A 22,186-nucleotide genomic window follows, 5' to 3' on the forward strand; every position below is an offset into this window, starting at 1 on the left:
CTCAGAGCAGCGCGTCGAGCCGTTCGACACTGGTCTCCATATAGCCCCAGTCGAGCGTGAACGCCTCGATCGAGAGCGTACCGGTCCAGTCGTCTCGAAGGGGGTCGAGGATCGTCCCGAAATCGAGCGTGCCGGCACCGAACGGGAGGTGTTCGTCGCTGGCTCGACGGGTATCGTTCAGATGGAGATGGGTGACGCGATCGCGATGGCTGTCGAGGAAGTCGGCCATGTCCGTCGAATCCAGTCCGTTCATCCGCGCGTGACCGGTGTCGAGGGTCATGCTCGCGCCGGTCGCGTCGAACAAACGCGGGAACCGTTCGGCAGGGAAGAACTCGCCAGGGATGTTCTCGACGCAGACCTCGAACCCGTGTTCGCCCGCAAACTCGTCGAGTTCGCGCACCGAATCGAGCAGCTGCTCGCGGAGCTCGTCGTGTTCCCACGCGGGCGACCAGGCCGACGTGCTCGCGTGGACGACGCCCTTCTCCGCGCCGCAGTCGGCGGCCGTCTCGATCGCCGCCAGGAGTTCGCGCAGCGCGCCCTCGCGGACGTGCTCGAACGGCGAGGCGATATCGAGCGCGAACGGGAGATGTACCGCGAGATCGATCCCGTTCTCGACGGCGCTCTCCCGGACCGCCTCGGCGTCAAGATGGTTTCGCACGTGTCGCCCGTCCATCATCAGTTCGACGAAATCCAGGCCGAACGCGTCGGCGCGTGCGAACGCGTCCCCGTACTCCATCCCGACCTGCGTGACGAACCCGCGTCGAATTCCCATGCACGCGCTCGGGGACGCGAACGCTTGAATCCGCGGCGTCAGCGCTCGGGATGGATCGGCGCGTCGAACCCGCCACGTACCAGCGGTTTGGCGATATGGCGGCGCGCACAGGGCGGCACTTCGTACCATCCATCTTCGAGATCGCGCTCGACCGATTCCTCGACTTTCCCCGGCGAGCCCGTCCCACACCGTCGACAGCGATAGCCCTGCCCGCGGCCCGCGCTCTCCATCGAGCGCCCGCAATCGGGACAGGTCGGGACCACGAGTTCGGTCGTCACGAGATCGCGGACGGCGAACTTCTCGAGTTTGAAAGTCCCCTCGGAGATCTCGCCACAGACGGTGAGCGCGTCGCCGACCCGGAGCGCGCGCACTCGATCACGGAATCGTTTCGTCGGCTCGAAGGCCGCACAGGCGAGCGTCGTGCTCCCGTCTTCGAGTTCGAAGAAGACGTGGCCACCCCGACGCGTTTCGGGCGACGTCGCCACCCGACCGTCGAGGCGATACGATCGACCGTCCTCACTGGCCTCGATCGTTCCGTCACGCAGGTGCGCGTCGGTACCCTGGTTAGTGACGAACAAAGCCGCTCGCTCAATCGGTTCGCTCTCGATACGCTCCGCGACGGCGCGCACGATCTCGGGATCGTCGCCACGCACCCCGTGAAGGATCGGGCCGGGCGCGTGCGGGACACAGACCATCGCGTTCTCGCCGTGATCGACCGTATCCCACGCGTCCGGGTAGCCCCAGTCGGCGGCCGCGAACAGCGAGTCGTGATCGACGTCACGGGGCGTGCCGCGCCGATCTGCTTCCCGATAGCTGATGTGCTCGTAGGTCGGGTCGTCGAACGCCTGCCACGCGCCGACCGCCGCGAGCGCACCGATGAGACCACGCGCGTTGCCCCACTCCGCGTGGCGATAGCCAGCGGCATCGATCCGCGCCTCGGCGTCGTCGAGCGCGAGATGCTCGCGAACCGCCTGGCGTGAGAACGCCACCACGGGCTCCGGGGCCGTCTCGCCCGGGGCGACCACGATCCCGGGGTTCGTCCGCGGATCGTCGGTCGCCGCGAACGCATCGACCGCCTCACGAGCGATCGAGAGAGCTTCGTCGGCAGCGAGATCGCAGTGCACACAGAGCGCGGCGTTACCGCGCGTCTTGTGCTCGACGGCGGGGTTCAGTCTGACGAGCACCAGTCGCTCGACCGTCCCCCCGGCCGCGCGCACCGCCGCGGCGACCCGCACGGCGAGATACGTCGTACACATCCCTCGCTCGCGCGAATCGCTGTCGTCGAGCCCGATGAGCGTCACACCGGTTCTGGGACGCCGGCGCTCAACGGCGTTCCGGCTCACATTTCATATATAACTCTTTTGCCGTGGAACAACGAACCGCCCGCCGAGAGGGTCTTCCGCCGGCACAACCACTATATACGATGCGCTACTTACGTACGGCCATGTCCCGGTCCGCGCTCGTCGGCAACGTGACGGCCATGCTCGAAGACGCGGGCTTTCTCGTCAGCGAGCGCTGTGCGGTCCGCCCGAAGAGCTTCGACGTGGCTGCACGTCGCGACGACACGGTACTGCTGCTCAAGATCCTCGGCAACATCGATGCCTTCGATGCCCGCACCGGCATCGAGATGCGGCGACTCGGCACGCATCTCGACGCCACGCCGATGGTCATCGGCCTGCGAACCCGCGACGAGGAGCTGAAACCCGGCGTGATGTATCTCCGACACGGCGTGCCGGTCTTGAGCCCCGACACCGCCCTCGATCTGTTCATCGAGGACGTCCCGCCGATGATCTACGCCGCACCCGGCGGGCTCTACGTCAACATCGACGGCAAGGTGCTCGCCGACGAACGCGAAGAGCGCGAATGGAGTCTCGGCCGCCTCGCATCGGAGCTCGGCGTCTCACGACGCACCGTCTCGAAATACGAGGACGGCATGAACGCCTCCGTCGAGGTCGCCGCCAAGATGGAGGACCTGCTCGACGCACCACTCGTCGATCCCGTCGACGTGCTCGACGGTGCCGAAGACCCCGACGACGAGGACGCAACCGACGACGAGACCGACGACGCGCTCGTCGCCGTGCTCACACGGGTCGGCTTCGACGTCCATCCGACGACGCGCGCACCGTTCAAAACCGTCAGCGAGGACGACGGCGACGAGGAGAACGTTCTGACCGGCCACTCGGCGTTCACACAGACCGCCGAGAAGCGCGCCCGCATCATGTCCTCGCTCGGCACCGTCACCCGCACGCGCTCGGTCTACGTCGTCGACGACGCCAGCCGCGACGCCGTCGAGGAAACCGCACTCATCGAACGCGAGGAGATCGACGCCATCGACGATCCCGACGCGCTGCGCGAACTGATCCGCGAACGCGCCGAGGGCTCCGCCTGAAGCCTGAACCTTTTTACTGCGGAGGGTCGCCTGCGGCGACCCCGCTTGCAAAAATTTCACCGGAGCGGCGGAGCCGCTCCGAGCCCTCGCTCGCTACGCTCGCGAGGACATGAAAAACTCCCGCTCACTCGCGACTACGGCGCTCGTTCACGGTGTTCTCGTAAACGACCGCATGGAGTGAACGAGAGCCAGAGAGACGCTTCGCGTCTCTCGCGAACCGCGCTCGTTGCACTCACGCGGATGCTAACGCGTTCCGCAAACCGCCACGGCACCGCAGAAGCCCTCGCTCACTTCGTTCGCTCACCCTTCATCCACCAGGCAAGCACCGCAACCATCGGCTGCCGCACCGCAACCGCCCGGCGGCCGCCGACCGCACCGCAGCCGCCATCGCGCCGGCTCAGTAACGACTTTCAGCACGCCGGTCGAAGACCGATTATGAACCACGAAACCTCGCGCGACCTCTACGATCGTGCACTCTCGGTGCTCCCCGGCGGCGTCAATTCCTCGGTGCGAGCGACCCAGCCCTACCCGGCGTTTATCGAGCGCGGCGACGGTGGCCACGTCATCGACGCCGACGGCAATCGCTACATCGACTACGTGATGGGCTACGGGCCGCTACTGCTCGGCCACGACCTACCCGAGTCGGTTCGGGCGGCGATCCAGTCGTCGATGAGTGACGGACCGATGTACGGCGCACCGACAGAGATCGAGGTCGAACTCGCCGAGTTCGTCGCCCGTCACGTCCCCTCGGTCGAGATGCTGCGGTTCGTCAACTCCGGTACCGAAGCGACCGTCTCGGCCGTCCGCCTCGCGCGCGGCTACACCGGCCGCGAGAAGATCGTCGTCATGCAGGGCGGCTACCACGGAGCCCAGGAGTCGACACTCGTCGCGGGCGACGCCGAGAACGCGCGCTCCTCCTCACCCGGCGTGCCACAGACGTTCGCCGAACACACCATCCCGGTGCCGTTCAACGACAGCGAAGCTATCGAAGACGTGTTCGAAACCCACGGTGAGGAGATCGCGGCAGTGCTGACCGAACCGCTGCTTGGTAACACGGCGGGCGTACCGCCTGTCGAGGGTTATCACGAGTTCCTGCGCGAACTCTGCGACGAGTCCGGCGCACTCCTGATCTTCGACGAGGTGATGACCGGCTTTCGAGTGGGGGGACTCCAGTGCGCACAGGGGAAACTCGGTGTGACGCCCGATCTCACGACCTTCGCCAAGATCATCGGCGGCGGTTTCCCGGCGGGTGCGGTCGGCGGCCCAGCGGAGATCGTCGAATCGTTCACGCCCGCCGGCGACGTCTTCCAGTCGGGCACCTTCTCCGGCCATCCGGTCGCGATGGCTGCCGGCCTCGAAACCCTGCGCTACGCCGCCGAAAACGACGTCTACGATCACGTGAACCGACTGGGCGAGACACTGAGAACGGGCATCGCCGACATCGTCTCCGACCGCGCACCGGGCTACACGATACTGGGCACCGACAGCATGTTCAAGCTCGTGTTCACACGCGACGGTGCGACCGACACCGACGAGGCCTGCATCGCGGGCTATCGCCAGTCACCCGACAGCGAGTGCTTCGACCACTGCCCGAAAACAGGGGCCGACGTCGAGAGCGCCGAAACCGATCGCTGGGACAGGCTGTTCCGTCCCGCGATGAAGGAAAAGGGGATCTTCCTCACCGCCAACCAGCTCGAATCACAGTTCGTCAGCGACGCCCACACCGACGAGGACGTCGAGCAAACCCTCGAAGCCTACAAGGAGTTCTTCGAGTAGCTCAGTCGTCGGCCGGAGCCGATTCGGCGATCGATTCGGGCGCGACGGGGGCGTAGCGGACGATCCCGTCGAAATGCTCGATGGCGAACCGATCCCCGTCCGCGATGCCGCGCGCGTCGGCCTCGCGCAGTCGCGTCTCGACGAANATGTGTATAAGAGACAGATCGAGTTCCGTCTGCGCCTCGGCGAGCAGCAGCGCCGCGGTATAGATGTCGAAGACGTATTCGGCGAGCTCCTTCGCCTGTAACTGTGCCTCGTCCGTGTCCGCCCCCGCGAGATGGACGAGCGCTTCCCGAAGGTCGGCGAGTGCGTCGTCGACCGTCTCAACGCAGTCGGCCAGCACCGGATGGTCGACCGTGTCGATATGGTCCCGGATCGCCGGCAGCAGCGCCTCGTGGGCGTCCTCGCGGTCGAGCGCGCGGAGCAGGTCCAGACTGAGGACGTTCGAGGTGCCCTCCCAGATCGGGAGGACCTGCGCGTCGCGGAGCAGCCGCGGCGTGACGTGCTCCCTGACGTAGCCGTTGCCGCCGAGGACCTCGCAGGCGTAGGAAGCGGTCTCGACGGCCATCCGTGCAGTCACCTGCTTCGCGATCGGGACGAGCGCGCGCATGAGCGTGAACGCCTCCCGATCTTCCTCCCGCCGATGGCGATCGAGCAGGCCAGCACACTCGAAAGTAAAGGCCGCGGCGGCCTCGTAGTCGACGCTCATGTCCACCAGATCACGGCGCATGAGTGGCTTCTCCTGGATCGGTTCGCCGAACGCCTCGCGGGTCGCCGCCTGGACCTTCGATTCGAGCAGAGCGCGACCCATGATCCCCACCGCCGCGCCGGCGTTCGAGAGCCGCTCGAAGTTGAGCATCGCGGTCATCTGCCGGAAACCGTTCTCGGGCTCGCCGACGAGGGAGGCCTCCGCACCGCGGAACTCGATCTCGCCCGTCGGCACCGAGAGCGTCCCCAGCTTGTCCTTCAGTCGGCGGAAGAGCGCGTCGTTGACCTCGCCGTTCGATTTCGTGCGCGGCACCAGAAACAACGAGAGCCCCGCCGTTCCCTCGGGCGCATCGGGTCGGCGAGCCAGCGCCAGCGCGCCTTCGGCGTCGATGTTGGAACAGAACCACTTCTCGCCGGTCAGTCGGTAGCTCCCGTCGTCCGCCCGCTCGGCGACGGTCTCGTTCGTCCCGACGTCGCTGCCGCCCTGCTTTTCGGTGAGGAACATCGCACCCTCGATGTGCTCGTCGGCGTCGCGACTGGTGAGGCGCTCGAAGTAGTCGTCGAGCGAGCCGTCGTCGAACTTTTCGAGCACGAGCGCGACGCCGTTCGTCATCGAAACCGGGCAGACGAACCCTGCGTCGGCGTACGAGAGCAGCGTCTGCTGGGTCAGCGTATGCGTCAACCCCATCGGCTCCTCGCGGTCCGGCGGCGCGTGGAAGGCGTCGTGCGTCAGGCCGAACTCCTCGTAGGCGATGCGCTCGTTTTCGTGCTGTGTGGGATGATATTCGACCTCGTTTCGGACTGCACCCTCTTCGTCGTACGTGTGGAGTTCGGGCTCGTGTCTGTCGATACGATCGGCGTTGTCGGCAATCGTCGATCCGACGACGTCCCCGAACTCCGACAGTCGGGACTCGGCCCACGCGAACTCGTCGTCGGGATAGACGCGCCGCGCCTCGAACTGGAGCGTCCGATCGAGCTCCCAGTAGTTCGCGTCGCGGCCCGCCTCGAACTGGCCGTAGTCGATCGCTTCGCGTGTCATACTCACCCATTACCCGCCATCGCAATAACCGCTGGGGCGAGTCGCTTTTTCCCCGTGAGCGACTTCCACCGGTAATGACCGCGTTCACCCGCGAGGAAGCCGTCGAGCGCGTCGAGCGCCTCGTCGAGACCGTCGAGGAGGAGCCGATGCCCGTCCCGGTGCGCGAGCTGTGGGTCTACGGCGATCTCGCGCTCGGGCTCGATCCCGTCGAGCGCCTCGACGTCTATCTCACGAAGGACCTGCTCTTCGGCGGCGACGAGGAGCGCGAGGCGGAGTTCCGCGAGACACACGGCGTCGAAGGGATCGGCAAGACCGTGAGCGCCGACTGGGCCGACGAGTATCCCGACCGGATCCGCGCCAGCGCCAACGGCTACGCCGCCCCCGAGAAGTGTCTCGCGGCCCAGCTCGTCGGCGACGACGAACCGATCCATCTGGAGGTCTGCAACGCGAGCTTCGAGGACAACGTGACCCAGCGCCTCAAGGGGGCGATGGCCCGCGAGAACTACACCGAGATCCTCGACCCGCGCGGGGTCTGTCTCTGGCTCGACGGCCAGCGATCCGCGGACGCGTTCGAGAAACTCGAAGAAGGCGAGTTCGTCTTCCCGACCCTCGCCGATTCGCTCGGAATGGTCGGGATGGACGAGGCCGAAGCCGAACGCGCCGCCGACGCGGTGCGGGAGTACCGCGATCGCCAGGAGGGCGCGAGCGTTCGCGGTGACGTGGTCTGAGCCGCCGCAGCGGAACACGAGAAGGGTTAACTCCCCACCGGTCGTCGGCCGGTTGCATGACCGAAGAGAACGAGAAGAGACGGCTGACTCGCCGACGAACACTCTCGCTATCGGCCGGTGCGCTCGCGGTCGGGCTCGCCGGCTGTTCCGATGTCGGCCTCGGTGGCGAGGGCGAAGAAGGAGAGGACGGCGGTGAGGGAGAGGAAGGTGGCGAAAACGGAGGCGGTGGGGGCGAAGGAGGAGAAGGCGGCGAGGACGGTGGTGGAGGCGGTGACGGTGGTGAAGAGGGCGGCGGTGGCGGGGAGCAGGAAGGCGGCGAAGGGGGAGAAGGCGGCGAGGAAGGATAGTCGCGAGACACGCTTCGAAAACTGACCGACCGATCGTATCCGGGATGCGGTGAAACGACGGCCTCAGTCGGCGCGCAGTTCGCGAACGCGGTCGATGTTCCAGGCGAACCCGCGGCCATCCTCGGTCGGCGTTTCGAGGACGAACGGGAGTTCGCGCAGCTCGTCGTGGGTCACGATCGCGCGCATGCCCGCGTCGCCGATCTCGCCCTCGCCGATGTGGGCGTGTTCGTCCTTGTTCGTCCCGCAGGCGTGTTTCGAGTCGTTGAGGTGGAAACAGTGGAGATCGTCGAGACCGACCGTATCGTCGAAGGCGGCGACAGTCTCGTCGACCGCGTCGGGCGACGAGAGATCGTAGCCCGCGGCGAAGGTGTGAGCGGTGTCGAGACAGAAGCCGATGTCCGTCTGGCTGCGGTCGCGAACGGCCGCGAGATGGGCGAACTCGTCGCCCAGTTTGGTGCCGCTGCCGGCGTCGCTCTCGACGAGCAGCGTGACGTCCGCGGGGATATCGAGCTCGTCGATGGCGCTCGCGGCGTTGTCGAGCCCGTTCTCGACGCCCGCGCCGGTGTGTGCGCCGAGATGGACGTTGACGTACTCGATGCCTAGCTGTGAGGCCGCGTCGCACTCGTCCTGGAGGCTCGCGATGGATTTCTCGCGGAGGTCGTCCTTCGGCGTGGCGAGGTTCACGAGATAGGAGGCGTGGATGACCCACGGGCCGAGATCACCCTCGCGAAAGCGGGCGGCCTCCTCGTTGTCGATATCGGGGCCGGCCCAGACCTGTGGCGAGGCCGTGAATATCTGTCCGCAGTTCCCGCCGACGTCCTCCTCGCGCCCGACGGCGTTGTCGACGCCGCCGGCGATCGAGACGTGTGCTCCGACGTGCATGTACGGACGTCGCCGGGGGTACTCATAGGGCCATCGAAGGGCCGCGACTACTCGGTCGAGTCCTCGCGATCGGCTACGGCTCGCGCTGCGGTGGGATCCTCGCGGTCGCGGTTCCAGGCATCGCTTGCAAATTTCTCGCGGGCGCGCTCGTGCGCTCGATCGAGTTCGTCGTCGGTCCACGTGCCGACTTCGGCGTCGGCCCAGTCGGCGAGCGCGTTTGCGAACGCCATCACGGCGCGCTCGCGATCCACGTTCGCCTGCTCACGGACGTTCGTCACCCGTTCGTCGAAGCGCTCGGCTGCTGGGGGGTCGGCGAAGCAGGACAGATGACGCTCGGTCGCGTCGTCGAACAGGATCGAGCCGTGCTGGATGACGCTGTCGCGGCGGCGGTACTGGGCGTTGCCGCTGATCTTCCGGCCGTCGGCGGCGATCACGTCGTGGGCCGGATGAAGCGCGCGGAGATAGCAAGCAGGCTCGTGGATCGCCGGGCGATCCTCGCTCGCGAACGAGACGGGAACGTCGAGGCGATCGAACCCGTCGAAAAGTGGCTCACAGAGCAGTTCGTAGGTATCCATCAGATCGCCGGGGAGCTCGGCGGCGGGCGCGACGATGGAGTAAGAGACGTCGCCGTGGCTGTCGTGATAGATGCCACCACCACCGGTCGGTCGGCGCGTCACCGAGATCCCCTCGCGATCGCAGAACTCCCAGTCGACGGTCGCCGGTTCCTGTCGGTAGCCGAGCGAGAGCGTCGATGGCTCCCAGCGATAGACGCGCACCGTCCGCGGGCCGCCTGCCGCGGCCGTCTCGGCGGCGATCTCGTCGAGCGCCATGTTCAGTGGCCCCGGTCTGACGTCCTCGCGGACGAGCCGCCACTCCCGATCCTCGATGTCGGCCATGCGGAGTGAAACGACCATCGACGCAAAGCCGTTGTGGAGCCGGCGGTCGGGCCAGGTGTTGGTTCCACGTTCCATCGATTGCACGAAAACGGACAGCACAGGCCGTGAGCGCTGCGATCAGCTCTCATGGCCACATATATCACAGAACGTTCATTTATTCACGACCCGAACATCCACGTACCAATGATTCATCCACCCGGAGCGGTCGCATCAGCGTTCATCTGGTCAGTAACCATACTGTTCGCCGTCGCGGGTCTCTTCTGGCTGTTCGAGACCCTCGTCCTCGCGCGGTATCGGGACGACCGAGAGACGGCGTACGGCCCGGAGGACGTCCAGGTACGCATCCTCACGATCGGTGCCGAGGACGTCGTCCAGCAGACGGTCGATTCGTTGCCGGCGTCGATCACCGATCGGCACGTGATCGCCGAGAAACCGATCGCGATCGACGGTGCGGAGGTCCACGTCGTCCCCGAATCGTTCTCCTGCGAGGCGGTCCGGAAGGGTCGCGCAATCGAGTGGGCGCGGCAGACTCTGTCGTGTGATCGGGAATACGTCCTCTATCTCGACGAGGACAGCATCGTCGAGGAGTTCGACGGGCTCCCCGACGCCGACATCGTCCAGTTCAGCGAACGGCCCCGCTACACGGGGTCGTGGCTGGCGTACTTCGCCGACGTGTTCCGCATGGGCGCGCAGATCGAACAGCACGCCTTCCATCGCTTTCGCATCCCGCTGTTCGCGTGGGGCGGCGGCATCGCCGTCCGGAAGTCGCTCGAGGATCGGGTGACGTGGGACTGGCCGACGCTCGTCGAGGACACCGCCTTCCTCTGGCGAGCCGCCGAATCGGAGTCGGTCTCGTACGCGCTCGATTCGGCCAGTTTCTCGAACCAGGCACCGCCGAGCCTCGGTGAGATCTTCCAGCAGCGCCGGCGCTGGGCCGCCGGCAACCATCAGGAAGCGTCGAACCTCCCGCTGCGGTACAAACTGCTCGCGAAAGGCCGGTCGTACGTCTGGGCGATCGCCCCGATCATGCCGCTCATCACCGTCGGCGTGACGCTCAGCGGCCTGCAACTGTTTTGCTCCGGGCTGTTGCAGGCTCTCTCGATATCGCTCGCGCTGTTGATGGTCGCCTGGTTCGCGCTCGGTCTCTTTCAGTACGACCGGCTGTCACTGCGATCGCTACCGATGTTCGCGCTCGTTCCGCTGGCCGTGCTCGTCCACTCCGTGGGGGCGACGGCCGGCCTGATCGCGCCGCCGGACGACTTCCACGTCACCGAGAAGACGACCGACTGAGACGAACCATCGTCAGGGACGAATCGCCGATCGGTCGGTGACATCTGATGGAAACAGCACGTGAGCCACGGTGCGTGATCGAGCTACCCGAACATGATGTCCGAGCGATCTTGGCTCTCGACCGCGTCGAGATGCTGGCTCAGTCCCTCGTAGTAGTTCCGTACCTCGTCGGCGAACGCCTCGAGCGGTTCGGTGTCGATGTCGAGCCCATAGATCGAACGGACGCCTTCGATGAGCCGGAGCGCCGCCTCGACGTCCGGCCCCTGGCTGTGGACCGGCGTCGTGAGGATCCCAGTCGCGAGGTCGGTCTCCAGTCCGCGCTGCATCAGGCTCGCGTTCACGCCGTCGAGGAACCCCTCGGTCATCGGCGGGAGCTCTGTCCCCGACAGCCGGCGTTCCTGATAGTCCTCGGAGGCGACGTAGAACACTCGATGGCCGTCCGGTCCGTGCGGGATCGGCACGCCCGAGAGCACCGTGACCTCCGCGACATCGTTTGCGGTCGTCCAGTCGAGCAGCGCCGTGCTGAACGCTTCGGTGGCGACGGGCGGGATGAACAGATTACCGACCAGAACGGTGACGGCGAGCCCCTCACGGGAGAACAGGCGCGTGTGATGGCGCGGCGTGCCGTTCTCGAAGGGTGTGATCGTCGGCAGCTGATCGACGGCGACGTGTCCGCACTCTTCGAGATCGAGGTGGTCGACGACGTAGTCGACGGCCGTGAGACCCGCGAGCCCGAACGTCGAGAAGCCGGCGATGAGCGTCTCCGACGTCGGCTCGGCCGCCTGTTCGACGTGAAACGACGGTGTCTGCGGTGCTGGCTGTCGCGACATGGACCGCCTTCGCCCGGCCGCGTGTTAACCGTTGGCGTCACGGAAGCACGACGCCGATCGACGACCACTCACTCGGCGTGGCGGGCGATGTAGACGTCGTAGTCGGGATCCTCGGCGACGGGCGTGCCGACACTGGTCGGCGGTGCGGTGACGCGGCCGGCGTTCTCGCTGCCGACGAAGACGACCGTCGCGTCGCGCTCGTGGGCGACCTCACGGATCGTCCGACTGATGTCGGTCTCGGTCGAGGCGAGCGAGCTCGTCGCTTCGGTCGTCTCGACGTGCACCTCGCTCTCGGGCGCGATCTCCCCCGCGGTCATCGCCAGCTCGTCGCCGGCACGCTGGGGATCGAACGGCTCGTCCGCCGTGATCCAGCCGCGTTCGCGGGCGAACGAGGCGTCGTCTGGGACGACGACGAGCACGAGCACGTCCTCGCCGAGCGCCGATCCGAACTCGCGGGCACGGGAGAGCGCCGTCTTCGCGAGCGCCGAACCGTCGAAGGGAACCAGCAGCATACCGTTCGTCACGGACGGTCATGTCATAAGCGTTGGCGCTGAACGCTCCGCTCTCGGCCCCCTGAGGACAGCCGCTCGCGTTCGTACTCGTCATGATCGGTATCTACACCACCGTGCGGCTCGGGTTCGCCGGGCGCGTGAGCCGGGACGTCGAGTCACTGCTCGGATGCGAACCGATCCCGCTCGAACGGTTCGTCGCCGACTACGCAGACGCCTTCGAGCGTTCGCAGGCCGAATAGCGCCGTTCCCAGACAGAACGGTTTTTCGCTCGTGACGGCTAGCTCGGCCATGATCTGTGTTCTCTCGGATACGCACGGCACGGACGGCCATCGCCTCGATGGCCACCTCCTGGATACCGTCCGCGAAGCCGAGCTGGTGGTCCACGCCGGCGATTTCACGACCGAGCGTGTGCTCGACGCCTTCGAGGCCGAATCACGGACGTTCCGCGCCGTCTACGGCAACAACGCCACGCCGGCCGTCCGCGAGCGCCTGCCGGGCGAGCGCGTCGTCGAGCACGAAGGAATTACCATCGCTCTCACTCACGGCGACGGCCGCGACGAGACGGAACTGGCACTGTTCGGCCGGCAGGCCGACGCCGACATCGTGATCTCGGGACATTCACACCAGCCGGGCGTCACCGACACGGGTGAGATCGTGCTTCTCAATCCCGGTAGTCACGCCGACCCGCGGTGGTATCGACCGGGCTACGCAGAACTCGACCTGGAGGAGGGGCGTGTCGAGGGACGACTCTTGGAACCCGACGGAGAGGTCTTCGAGGAGTTCGTGGTGGAACTGTGAACTGAAGCAGTGTCGATACCCACAGCACCGACAGACATTTGTAGATCGAATTACAAGAACGGTGCGACGCAGCAGCCGTCACTCAGAGAATGGCACCATCACCGAGCGATCCGGCCACGGCGGTCGTCGTCCCGGTTAGCATCATCGCGTTCCTGTTCGGGATCGTCCAGCTCGGAACCGGGACGCTCTTCGGCGTGCTCCCGATCCTCATCGGCGCTGTCGGTCTGCTCTATCTCGCTGGCGGCGGCGAGCGCATCGACGAGTGGCTCGACACACGCACCACAGCCGACACGACGGCGGACGATACCAGCGAGGACGCGTTGACGACCCTCCGGCAGCGGTACGCGCGCGGTGAGATCGACCACGCGGAGTTCGAGCGCCGCCTGAACGAGCTTCTGGAAACGGAGACGGTCAGCGACGTGGCCAGCCGAAACGACGAGCGACTCGTCGAGCGGTCGCAATGACGCTCACCAGCCACGGCCCGACCGCGCCACAGCAACGGCTGTGACGCCCGAAACGGATTTACGCGGCGGTCGGCTACGCGCCTCATGGCCCTCGGTCTCGATCCGGTGTTGCTCGTTCTCCTTGCAGTCATTCTCCTGGTGTTCTTCGGGTTCTACCTCCTCATCCGGCGCACCGCCACCGCCTTCCGCGAGGGGAGCAAGCGCGGTCGGCGCTAGTCCAGCGCGCGCTCGACGCGCTCGATCGCTTGCTCGATGTTGCTCTCGTCGACGTCCCAGTGAGTACACAGCCGAACGGTGTGCTCGCCGAACGCCGACGCACGGACTCCTTCCGCGGCGATGGCTTCGACGAACGCCTCGGCCGGGTCGTCGGTCTCGACGAGAACGATGTTCGTCTCGGGTGGTGCGGCGACGAGACCGTCGATGGCGTCGAGACCGGCCGCGAGCGTCCGGGCGTTGGCGTGATCCTCAGCGAGTCGGTCGACGTTGTCGAGCGCCTCTATCCCAGGAGCGGCGACGAGCCCTGCCTGACGCATCCCGCCACCGAACAGTTTCCGGTTGCGGTGTGCACGCTCGACGAACGCCTCGCTCCCGGCGAGCATCGAGCCGACGGGCGCGCCGAGCCCCTTCGAGAGACAGAACATCACCGAGTCGGCGCTGTCGAGCAGTCGTGAGGCGGGCGTGTCGAGCGCGACGCTCGCGTTGAACAGCCGTGCGCCGTCGACATGAGTTGGAACGTCGTGCTCGTCGGCGGCCGCAGCGGCCGCGTCGATCTCGTCGGCGGTGATGGCGATACCGCCCTTCTGGTTGTGCGTGTTTTCGATCGCCAGCAGGCCGGTGCCGGGCCGATGGTCGGTACGTTCGACGTACGCGTCGTGGACGGCGGCCGGAGTGATGACGCCGCGTGCGCCGCCGTCGATGGGACGTGCCTGAATCCCCGAAAGCTGAGCGAGACCGCCGACCTCCCAGTTGTAGATGTGGCTATCGCGCTCGCAGAGCAGTTCGTCGCCGCGGTCGGCGTGGGTGCGCGCGGCGATCTGGTTGCCCATCGTCCCCGTCGGAACGTAGAGGGCGGCCTGCATGCCGACGGCCTCGGCGGCACGAGCTTCGAGCTCGTTGACCGTGGGGTCCTCGTCGTAGACGTCGTCGCCGACGGCGGCCGTACTGGCCGCCTCGCGCATCGCTTCGTCGGGTCGCGTCACCGTGTCGCTACGGAGATCTATCACGGTTTTCGTACCGGATGCGAGCTGAAATACTCAACGTCATCGGGGTTCGCCACACGCGCCATGGCTTCGCTGCCAGCCACGGCAGGGACAAACGACATACCCCATCGACACGTAGCCGCACTTGATGGTGAATCTGGCTACCGAACTGCCAGACGAGTCCCTGTCCACGAGCGAGATCGAACGCCTCCGCGAGCGCCCAGCGGTGCGAAGCGTCATCGAGCTGCCGACGAGCTACGAACACAGCCACGACGTGACGAGCACTGCGACCGCTCTCGTCGACGGAACCGTCCTGTATCTCACGCTCGATCCCGACCACGAACAGTGGCAACAGCATGTACTGGCGCGCGATGCGAACGAGCGTGAGCTACTGGAAGCGACGCTCGATCAGTTCGAAGCTGGCTAGTTGCTAGCGACGTCCGCACACGCCTGCATCACGACCTTGCTCAGCGCGGGGTGGGCGTGAATCAGCGTGTTCGCGAGCTCGTCGGCCCCCAGCCCGTACCGGACGGCGGGCGTCACCTCGTGGAGCAACGTCGACGCCTCGTGGCCGAGGATATGACAGCCGAGGATCTCGTGGCTGTCGGGGTCGGCGAGCACCTTCACGAACCCGCGATCGAGTTTCAGCGCTCGGCTCATCGCCGTGTCGGTGAACTCGGCTCGTCCGACGACGTACTCTCGATCCTCGTCGTCGAGCGCCGCCTCGGTCTGCCCGACCGCACCGATCTGTGGCTCGGTGAACACCGCGTGCGGGAGAGCGCTGAAGTCGGCGGCCCGTTCCGCCCCGTGAACGACGTTGTCGATGACGATCTCGCCCTCGTAGTCGCCGGAGTGTTTGAACATCGCATTGTCGGCGATATCGCCCATCGCCCAGACGCCGTCGACGTTCGTCATCAGTTCCTCGTCGGTCGCGACGAACCCCGCGTCGGTCGTTTCGATGTCGGTCTCGTCCAAGCCGATCGAATCGGTGTTCGGACGGCGACCGAGCGCCACGAGCAGTTCGTCGCCGGTCACGTCGATCTCGTCGCCGTCCTCCGCTTCAGCGCTCACGACGATCCCGTCGTCCGACTCGGCGACGCCCGTGACGCGATGCCCAGTGTAGACGTCGTGGCGCTCGCGGGCGATCTCGGTGAACGCGTCCGCCACCTCGCCGTCCTCGCGGGGCACGAGGGACTCTTCCATCTCGACGAGCGCGACGTCCGTCCCGAACGAGCCGAAGAAGTAGCCGAGTTCGGCCGCGATGTAGCCGCCGCCGAGCACGACCAACCTGTCCGGCGGCGTTTCGAGCCGGATCGCGTCGTCGCTGGTGAGGAAGTCGACCTCGTCCAGCCCGTCGATCACGTCGGGCACCGTGGGTCTGGAACCGGCCGCGACGACGACCTTCTCGCCGGTGTGCGTTGCGCCGCTCTCGGTCTCGATGGTGTGATCGTCGACGAACCGTGCCTCCTCCTGGACAAGAGTCAGGTTCTCCTCGTCGCGTTTGTTCGACTCCTTTCCGCTCGCAGCGTCGGCTAGTTCGTCGTTCACCTCGCGGACGAACTCGCCGAAGTGGACATCGTCGACGGTGGCCTCGATGCCGAACTGCTCGGCCGCGCGGACGTCGTTGAGCGCGTTCGCGTGCTGGATGAGCATCTTCGAGGGGTTGCAGCCACGGTTGAGACAGGTCCCGCCGATCGGTCCCCGTTCGACGAGCGCCGTGTCGAGTCCCGCCGCGGCCGCTGCCGACGCGACCGTGTTGCCGGTACCGCCGCCGAAGACGACGAGGTCGAAGTTCGCCATATAGTCCGGAGACACCCGACGCATAAATCGGTTTAGCGCGGGGAGATGAGCGACGCTCGAAAGGGTTTTTCACGAAGCGCACAATACTTCCATCGAATGGCACTTCCGATCGATCCGACCCAGCTGGACGAGGACGACGTCGGCGTGAAGCGAACGACGCTGGAGATGGAGCACGAGGCGGCCGTCGAACACGTCCGCGAGACGTTCCTCGACGCGGGCTTCGGTATTCCCGTCGAGTTCTCGCCGTCGGAACTGCTCAACGAGAAAGTCGACGCCGACCGCGATCCCTACTACGTGCTCGGCGCGTGCAATCCCGCGGTCGCCGATCGCGCGCTCGACGCTACCGACAACCGCATGGGCGGACTGTTCCCCTGCAACGTCGTCGTCTGGGAGGAAGAACCCGGGACGCAGACCGTCTATCACGCCTCGATCATGCGCATCGCGCGCCTCGTCGGCCTGGCCCCCGACGACGAGGTGATGGCCGACATCGTCGCGGACACCGGCGCGCTCGCCGACGAGGCGTTCGAGGCGCTCTGATGGGCCATCACACCTTCGACGCCGACCGCGCGGACAAGCTGGAGGACGCCGGGCGTCGCTACCGGTACGTCTCCGGTGAGGAACTGCTCTGGGCGCTCGCGCCCGATTCGAGCGACACCGTCGCCGATCTCGGCAGCGGCACGGGCTTCTTCACCGACGTCGTCGCCCCACACGCCGACACGGTTTACGCGATCGACGTCCAGGAGGCGATGCACGACCACTACGCCGAGAAGGGGCTGCCCGACACCGTCGAGCCGGTGACGACCGGGATCGAGGAACTACCCTTCGAGGATGGCTCGATCGACGGTGCGTTCTCGACGATGACCTACCACGAGTTCGCGAGCGACGACGCACTCGGCGAACTCCGGCGAGTGCTCACCGGTTCCGGTCGTCTCGCGATCGTCGACTGGAGCGGCGAGGGTCTCGGCGAGCGCGGCCCACCGCTCGACGAGCGCTACACCGTTGAGACGGCATCCGGGAGCCTTCGCGAACACGGGTTCACGATCGAGCACACGTTCACGCGCCCCGAGACGTTTCTCCTGATCGCCGTGGTTGAGTAATCAGCCGAGCTGGTCGGCGACGACGGCGTCGGCGCGTTCGACGAACGCCTCCTCGTCGCCCTTCGGGATCGTGGCCCCCGCGGCGACGTCGTGGCCGCCGCCGTCGCCGCCGAGCGCCCGCGCGACCTCGCCCATCACCGCCGAGAGGTCGAGCCCCGATCGAACTAACCTGTGTGTCCCGCGCGCGGAGACCTTGCTCTCGGTGTCGTTTTTCGCTGCGAAGGCGATGACGGGTCGATCGCCGCGCAGCGCGTCGGTCCCGAGCGCCATCCCCGCGATGATGCCGACGATCGTCTCGCGGATCGCCTCGCCGGCGTCGAACCACTGGACGTGCTCGCCCTGCGTGACGCCCTCTTCTTTCACCCAGTCGAGCCCCGTCGCGAGGTTTTTGCGGTGGTTCGTGAGCAGCGTTCTGGCCTCGTCGAGTGCGTCGTCGCGATCGCCGCGACAGACCGCCAGCCCGACGTCGGCGCGATCGTAGCGCGCGGTCGCGTTGAGCAGCGTCGAGAACTCACTCGCGTCGCGCAGCTCGGTGCCTTCGGCTTCGTTCGTGAGCGTGTAGGTCGTCCCGACGAGATCGTCGATACGGTTCGCGGGCACGCCGCGGGCGACCGCGCGCTGCAACAGCGCGCTCGCGACCGTCTGTCGCTCGTCGGCCGTGAGATCGACCCACCGCCGCCACTCTCCATCCCGTTCGAGCTCGATGTCGAGATCGGAGAGGAAGCCGATCGCACCGCGCTCGCTGCCCGAGATGCCGGGGATCCGCACGTCGTTTGCGTATTCGAGGAGTTTCGGCAGCGGACGGCTCTGTTTACCGTAAAGCGCGAGATCGGTCGTCTCGGCGAGCACGCCCGCGTCGACACCCTCGGCGACGATCTCCCGGTTCGCGCCGACGAGCTCGCCCGACGAGTCCTGCATGTCGCCGACCGCACCGACGACCGCCAGCGCCGCCAGATCCCGGTTGTCCGCTTGCAGTTCGTCGCTTCGCTCCTCGCCGCTCGCCGTTCCCGAGGTGTTGCGCATCTCGCTACCCAGCGCCCGTGCAAGAACGTAGGTCGTGCCGGCCCCCGAGAGTTCGGTTGCACCGTTGAGACCCTCCAGCAGCGGGTTCAGATGGAACTCGGTCCCGGCGTCGGCCGGCTGGTGGTGGTCGGCGACGACCGGCGTGAACGCGCCCGCGGCCTCGTGGTCGGCGATGTCGTCAAGCTGACCGCTGCCGAAGTCCGTGAAGAGCACGGTTCGAAAATCGCGCTCGGCGATCCCCGCGATCGCGTCGGGATCGAGCTGTTTTGCGAAGACGGTCTCGAAGGGGATGGCGGCGCGATCGAGTGCCTCGGCGGCGATGGCCGCGCTCGTGAGTCCGTCGGCGTCGATGTGCGAGGCGAGCAGCACCCGCTCGGCGCGAGCGAGGCGCTCGGCGCACGATCTCGCGCGTGCGTCGAGTGCCGGAATCGGTCCACCCATCGGCGGCAGCTACGGCGCAATCGGGTTTAAACCTCCGGACCGCGCACTGTGAACGCGAAAAATCGGCCGATGGCTGTGGCGCGCGGGAGCGCCAAAGGCGCGACTCGTGCGAGGGATGAGCGAACGAGCGAAGCGAGTGAGTGAATCGGTTGGGGAGGGTGTGGCCGTCGCGGTGCGTAGCGGTCGTCTGCGGTTTCACTGCGGACGAAACGATAACAAGACCAATCCGCCGAATCGTCCGATACAGTCGGTCCCGTCGCTTACTCCGACAGCCGCCCGACGGTCTCGCGCGCGAGCGCCTCGAACGACGCCGATTCGGGAACGACGTCGACGCTGATGCCCTCGCGCTCGGCGGTCTTTCGCGTCGGTTCGCCGATGGCTCCCACGACCGCACCGTTCAGCCCGGCGACGGCGGCCTCGTGCACGCCCCGCTCGGCAGCGGCCGCGAGGAAGTTCTCGACCGTGAGCGACGAGGTGAACAGCGCGCCAGCGAGATCGCCGCTCGCCGCCAGCGCCGCCGATTCGCCCGATTCGGGCGGGCGGCGCAGTTCGTAGAGGATCGTCTCGTGGACGTACGCGCCGGCGCGTTCGAGTCCGTCGGTGAGCTTCGGCGAGCCGTGGGTGCTCCGGGCGACCTCACAGCGCGCACCCGCGATCTCGTCCTCCAGATCGGCCACGAGCCCCACGGAGGAGAACTCCGCCGGCACGCGATCGACATCGTAGCCCGCCGCGCGCAGCGCCGTCGCCGTGGCGTCGCCGATGGCACAGAGCACGCCGTCGGACTGCCAGCCCGCCTCGGTGGCGATCTCAACCCCTGTTTTGCTCGTGAGTACGGTGTAGTCGGCATCGGTCCGGGGCGTCTCTCCTGTGGCTTCGACCGCGAGCATCGGGTCGAGAACCGGATCGACACCGAGCGACGCGAGCAGTTCGCCGGCGCGTTCGAGACGCTCGTCGTCCGGCCGGAAGGCGGCGACGTTCATCGCTCGGCCTCCCGGGGCTGCTCGCGCTCGTCGACGACCTGGCCGATGACCGTGACCGCGGGCGGTTCGATACCCTCGCGCTCGGCGACGTCGACGATGGTGTCGAGCGTTCCCGTCGCCACCTGCTGGTCGGGACGACTCGCGCGTTCGACGAGCGCGACCGGAGTATTACTATTCATTCCGGCTTCCCGGAGCGCTGCGGTGTAGTCGGGGAGCTTGCCGACGCCCATCAGGACGACGATCGTCCCCCCGGTGGCGGCGAGCGCTTCCCAGTCGACGGCCGATTCGTCCTTCGTCGGGTCCTCGTGACCGGTGACGAACGACACGCTCGAAGCGTGCTCGCGGTGGGTGGTGGGAATCCCCGCGAGCGCGGGCGCGGCGAGCGCCGAGGAGATCCCCGGCACGACCTCGAAGTCGATCCCGTTGGCGGCGAGATGACTCGTCTCCTCGCCGCCGCGACCGAAGACGAACGGGTCGCCACCCTTCAGCCGGACGACGTTTTTGCCCTCGCGGGCGAGTTCGACCAGCCGCTCGTTGGTGTACTCCTGACTGGTGCGCTCGCCACCGGCGCGCTTGCCGACGTCCTCGCGCTTCGCTTCGGGGATGGTGTCGATGATCTCCGGGCCCGGAAGTTTGTCGTGGAGCACGATGTCGGCCGCGTCGATGCGCCGGCGTGCCTTCACGGTCAGCAGCTCCGGATCGCCCGGACCGCTGCCGACGAGGGACACAGTACCGTTCATTCGGCGCGCTTGGCCTCCCCGTCGGTCCCGCGGGCCTGTTCGATGAGCTCGGCTGCGCCCTGTTCGGCGAGGTCGACGGCGAGTTCGCTGGCCGCCTCGGGGTGGCGCTCGATCGGCAGATCGCGCGTCGCGCTCACTTCCTCGTCACCGTCCTCGCTCAGCACGCGCACCACGGTGTGGACGTACTCGCCCTGGACGACCGCGTACGCGCCCATCGGGGCGACACAGCCGCCGCCGAGCTCCTCCAGCACGACTCGCTCGACGGTCGTCTCAACGCGCGTGCGCGGGTGGTCGATCGCCTCGTTGACCGTCTCGGCGAACGGTCCGTCGGGGGCAGTCACCGCGAGCGCACCCTGGCCGGGAGCCGGGACGAACGTCTCGGGCGGGAGCTCCTGAATGTCGAGCCCACGACCGATCCCCGTCCGTTCGAGCCCCGCCGCCGCGAGCACGATGGCGTCGTACTCCGTATCGACCTCGCGTTCGAGTGATCGCCGCTCGATCTCGCGCAGATCGTCGAACCACTCCTGGGGCGTGCGCTCGAATTCGTCGTCATCCTCCTCGTCGGCCTCCATCCGTTCTTCGTGCTCGTGCTGACGATGCGGCGCGAGCAGTTTCTCGATGCGGGTGTCGACGTTGCCCCGGAGCGGTTCGACGTCCAGATCGGGGCGGGTGGCGAGTATCTCGGCCTTCCGGCGGAGGCTCGACGTGCCGACGGTCGCACCATCGGGCAGTTCGTCGAAGTCCGTCCCGTCGGGCGTGACGAGCACGTCGCCCGGGGTCGCCCGCTCGGGGACACCAGCGACGACCAGCCCGTCCATCCCCTCGGTTGGGACGTCCTTCATCGAGTGGACGGCGAGATCGCAGTCGCCGTCGAGGACCTCCTCGTCGAGCGCGCGGACGAACGCCCCGGTTTTTCCGAGGCGGTGGATGAGTTCGTCACGGATCTTGTCACCCCGCGTCTCGACCTCGACGAGTTCGACCGATCGGCGGCGTGATTCGAGGTGTTCCTGGACGCCAGCAGCCTGACGGCGCGCGAGGTCGGACCCCCGCGTCGCCAGCCTGATGGCTCCCTCGTGTGTGCTCATGCCCGCACTCGGACGGCTGGGTTGATACCCCCTTCGAGAGCGCCTCATCGCTGGATGATCGTCGAGGGTCGAGTGCCGGCGCTGCCGCCGCCGACCGGCGGCGGTCGCGGTGGCTGTGTGGTTGCGGTGCGGGCCTGGCGGATGAAGGGCGAGGCGCGAGTAGCGAGGGACCGGAGGTCCCTCGTACCGTGCGAGCGGGCCTCCGGCCCGCGAGCAGACGACCGAAGGGAGCGAGTAGCGAACGCAGTGAGCGCGCCGAGGGCTTCAGCGGAGCGGTGCTGTGCGGAAGTTATCGAATCCGCGCGAGTGGAACGAGCGCGGTTCGCCGCGAGCGACCATCGGGAGCGAGCGGAAGTTTTTAGCGTAGCTTTTTGCGAGGAGTGGTTCGCG

General features: G+C 67.0%; 25 protein-coding genes. 12 read left to right on the forward strand and 13 right to left on the reverse strand.

The features are described 5' to 3' along the window. Position 1: 1 nt before the first annotated feature. Both C451_RS07470 and C451_RS07475 read right to left on the reverse strand, forming a co-directional pair. Positions 2-772, reverse strand: a complete 771-nt coding sequence (locus C451_RS07470; protein ID WP_007739352.1) for a sugar phosphate isomerase/epimerase family protein — start codon at positions 770-772, stop codon at positions 2-4. A 38-nt stretch (positions 773-810) separates the two neighbouring features. After that, positions 811-2,073, reverse strand: a complete 1,263-nt coding sequence (locus tag C451_RS07475; protein WP_007739353.1) for a tRNA(Ile)(2)-agmatinylcytidine synthase — start codon at positions 2,071-2,073, stop codon at positions 811-813. A gap of 143 nt (positions 2,074-2,216) precedes the next feature. Between C451_RS07475 and C451_RS07480 the strand changes: the two genes are divergently transcribed. Continuing rightward, positions 2,217-3,161, forward strand: coding sequence for a transcriptional regulator (locus tag C451_RS07480; RefSeq protein WP_007739354.1), 945 nt, complete (start codon positions 2,217-2,219; stop codon positions 3,159-3,161). A 435-nt stretch (positions 3,162-3,596) separates the two neighbouring features. Then, positions 3,597-4,937, forward strand: coding sequence for a glutamate-1-semialdehyde 2,1-aminomutase (gene hemL / locus C451_RS07485; RefSeq protein ID WP_007739355.1), 1,341 nt, complete (start codon positions 3,597-3,599; stop codon positions 4,935-4,937). 1 nt (position 4,938) lies between these two features. Here the strand turns inward: hemL and C451_RS07490 are convergent, their stop codons facing one another. Further along, the gene (locus C451_RS07490) at positions 4,939-6,684 is read right to left on the reverse strand and encodes an acyl-CoA dehydrogenase family protein (RefSeq protein ID WP_007739356.1); all 1,746 of its coding nucleotides are present in this window, start codon (positions 6,682-6,684) and stop codon (positions 4,939-4,941) included. 74 nt (positions 6,685-6,758) lie between these two features. On the opposite strand from C451_RS07490, the gene C451_RS07495 reads away from it, so the two are divergent. Further along, the gene (locus tag C451_RS07495) at positions 6,759-7,412 is read left to right on the forward strand and encodes a DUF7095 family protein (RefSeq protein WP_007739357.1); all 654 of its coding nucleotides are present in this window, start codon (positions 6,759-6,761) and stop codon (positions 7,410-7,412) included. 56 nt (positions 7,413-7,468) lie between these two features. Further along, positions 7,469-7,759, forward strand: coding sequence for a hypothetical protein (locus C451_RS07500; protein WP_080503529.1), 291 nt, complete (start codon positions 7,469-7,471; stop codon positions 7,757-7,759). A gap of 63 nt (positions 7,760-7,822) precedes the next feature. Here the strand turns inward: C451_RS07500 and C451_RS07505 are convergent, their stop codons facing one another. Both C451_RS07505 and C451_RS07510 read right to left on the reverse strand, forming a co-directional pair. Then, the gene (locus C451_RS07505) at positions 7,823-8,641 is read right to left on the reverse strand and encodes a deoxyribonuclease IV (protein ID WP_007739359.1); all 819 of its coding nucleotides are present in this window, start codon (positions 8,639-8,641) and stop codon (positions 7,823-7,825) included. A 47-nt stretch (positions 8,642-8,688) separates the two neighbouring features. Further along, a complete protein-coding gene (locus C451_RS07510; RefSeq protein WP_049913037.1) occupies positions 8,689-9,537 on the reverse strand; it encodes a lipoate--protein ligase family protein in 849 nt (282 codons plus the stop codon). A gap of 183 nt (positions 9,538-9,720) precedes the next feature. On the opposite strand from C451_RS07510, the gene C451_RS07515 reads away from it, so the two are divergent. Continuing rightward, on the forward strand, positions 9,721-10,827 hold the full coding sequence (locus C451_RS07515; RefSeq protein WP_007739363.1) for a glycosyltransferase family 2 protein: 1,107 nt from the start codon (positions 9,721-9,723) through the stop codon (positions 10,825-10,827). A gap of 83 nt (positions 10,828-10,910) precedes the next feature. On the opposite strand, the gene C451_RS07520 is transcribed toward C451_RS07515, so the two are convergent. Together C451_RS07520 and C451_RS07525 are read right to left on the reverse strand one after the other, a co-directional pair. Beyond that, on the reverse strand, positions 10,911-11,657 hold the full coding sequence (locus C451_RS07520) for a proteasome assembly chaperone family protein (protein WP_007739364.1): 747 nt from the start codon (positions 11,655-11,657) through the stop codon (positions 10,911-10,913). A 68-nt stretch (positions 11,658-11,725) separates the two neighbouring features. Continuing rightward, positions 11,726-12,169: a universal stress protein gene (locus tag C451_RS07525; RefSeq protein WP_007739365.1), complete on the reverse strand. Its 444-nt coding sequence runs from the start codon at positions 12,167-12,169 to the stop codon at positions 11,726-11,728. A gap of 92 nt (positions 12,170-12,261) precedes the next feature. Here C451_RS07525 and C451_RS07530 point away from each other — a divergent pair, with 92 nt between their 5' ends. From C451_RS07530 to C451_RS24050, 4 genes are all read left to right on the forward strand, one after another. Further along, complete coding sequence (locus tag C451_RS07530; RefSeq protein WP_007739370.1) at positions 12,262-12,408, forward strand: hypothetical protein; 147 nt, start codon at positions 12,262-12,264, stop codon at positions 12,406-12,408. A 49-nt stretch (positions 12,409-12,457) separates the two neighbouring features. Then, positions 12,458-12,967 carry a metallophosphoesterase gene (locus tag C451_RS07535; RefSeq protein ID WP_007739372.1) on the forward strand — a complete coding sequence of 170 codons (510 nt, stop codon included), beginning with the start codon at positions 12,458-12,460 and terminating at the stop codon, positions 12,965-12,967. Positions 12,968-13,056: 89 nt separating this feature from the next. After that, a complete protein-coding gene (locus tag C451_RS07540; protein ID WP_007739374.1) occupies positions 13,057-13,431 on the forward strand; it encodes an SHOCT domain-containing protein in 375 nt (124 codons plus the stop codon). Between the two features lie 84 nt (positions 13,432-13,515). Then, positions 13,516-13,647, forward strand: coding sequence for a DUF7859 family protein (locus tag C451_RS24050; RefSeq protein WP_275039118.1), 132 nt, complete (start codon positions 13,516-13,518; stop codon positions 13,645-13,647). Here C451_RS24050 and C451_RS07545 read toward each other — a convergent pair. Next, a complete protein-coding gene (locus tag C451_RS07545; protein WP_007739376.1) occupies positions 13,644-14,654 on the reverse strand; it encodes a threonine aldolase family protein in 1,011 nt (336 codons plus the stop codon). The two genes, C451_RS24050 and C451_RS07545, sit on opposite strands and share 4 nt — an antisense overlap. A gap of 124 nt (positions 14,655-14,778) precedes the next feature. Here C451_RS07545 and C451_RS07550 point away from each other — a divergent pair, with 124 nt between their 5' ends. Next, positions 14,779-15,057: a hypothetical protein gene (locus C451_RS07550; protein WP_007739378.1), complete on the forward strand. Its 279-nt coding sequence runs from the start codon at positions 14,779-14,781 to the stop codon at positions 15,055-15,057. Here the strand turns inward: C451_RS07550 and C451_RS07555 are convergent. Beyond that, the gene (locus tag C451_RS07555) at positions 15,054-16,430 is read right to left on the reverse strand and encodes a dihydrolipoyl dehydrogenase family protein (protein ID WP_007739380.1); all 1,377 of its coding nucleotides are present in this window, start codon (positions 16,428-16,430) and stop codon (positions 15,054-15,056) included. The genes C451_RS07550 and C451_RS07555 overlap by 4 nt on opposite strands. 96 nt (positions 16,431-16,526) lie before the next feature. Between C451_RS07555 and C451_RS07560 the strand changes: the two genes are divergently transcribed. Then, complete coding sequence (locus tag C451_RS07560; protein ID WP_007739382.1) at positions 16,527-16,967, forward strand: DUF302 domain-containing protein; 441 nt, start codon at positions 16,527-16,529, stop codon at positions 16,965-16,967. Continuing rightward, positions 16,967-17,527: a class I SAM-dependent methyltransferase gene (locus tag C451_RS07565; protein ID WP_007739384.1), complete on the forward strand. Its 561-nt coding sequence runs from the start codon at positions 16,967-16,969 to the stop codon at positions 17,525-17,527. Before C451_RS07560 ends, C451_RS07565 begins: the two co-directional genes overlap by 1 nt. Here C451_RS07565 and C451_RS07570 read toward each other — a convergent pair whose 3' ends face one another. The 4 genes from C451_RS07570 to hemC form a co-directional block, all read right to left on the reverse strand. Continuing rightward, complete coding sequence (locus C451_RS07570) at positions 17,528-18,991, reverse strand: DHHA1 domain-containing protein (RefSeq protein ID WP_007739386.1); 1,464 nt, start codon at positions 18,989-18,991, stop codon at positions 17,528-17,530. 260 nt (positions 18,992-19,251) lie between these two features. Beyond that, the gene (locus C451_RS07575; protein WP_007739387.1) at positions 19,252-19,971 is read right to left on the reverse strand and encodes a uroporphyrinogen-III synthase; all 720 of its coding nucleotides are present in this window, start codon (positions 19,969-19,971) and stop codon (positions 19,252-19,254) included. Next, positions 19,968-20,711 (reverse strand): uroporphyrinogen-III C-methyltransferase, encoded by a 744-nt coding sequence (gene cobA, locus C451_RS07580; RefSeq protein ID WP_007739393.1) that lies wholly within the window; start codon positions 20,709-20,711, stop codon positions 19,968-19,970. Before cobA ends, C451_RS07575 begins: the two co-directional genes overlap by 4 nt. Continuing rightward, on the reverse strand, positions 20,708-21,796 hold the full coding sequence (gene hemC / locus C451_RS07585; RefSeq protein ID WP_007739395.1) for a hydroxymethylbilane synthase: 1,089 nt from the start codon (positions 21,794-21,796) through the stop codon (positions 20,708-20,710). The genes cobA and hemC overlap by 4 nt, the downstream gene beginning before the upstream one ends. Between the last annotated feature and the right edge of the window lie 390 nt (positions 21,797-22,186).

Origin of the sequence: Halococcus thailandensis JCM 13552 (assembly GCF_000336715.1) — an archaeon.
Taxonomy (GTDB): domain Archaea; phylum Halobacteriota; class Halobacteria; order Halobacteriales; family Halococcaceae; genus Halococcus; species Halococcus thailandensis.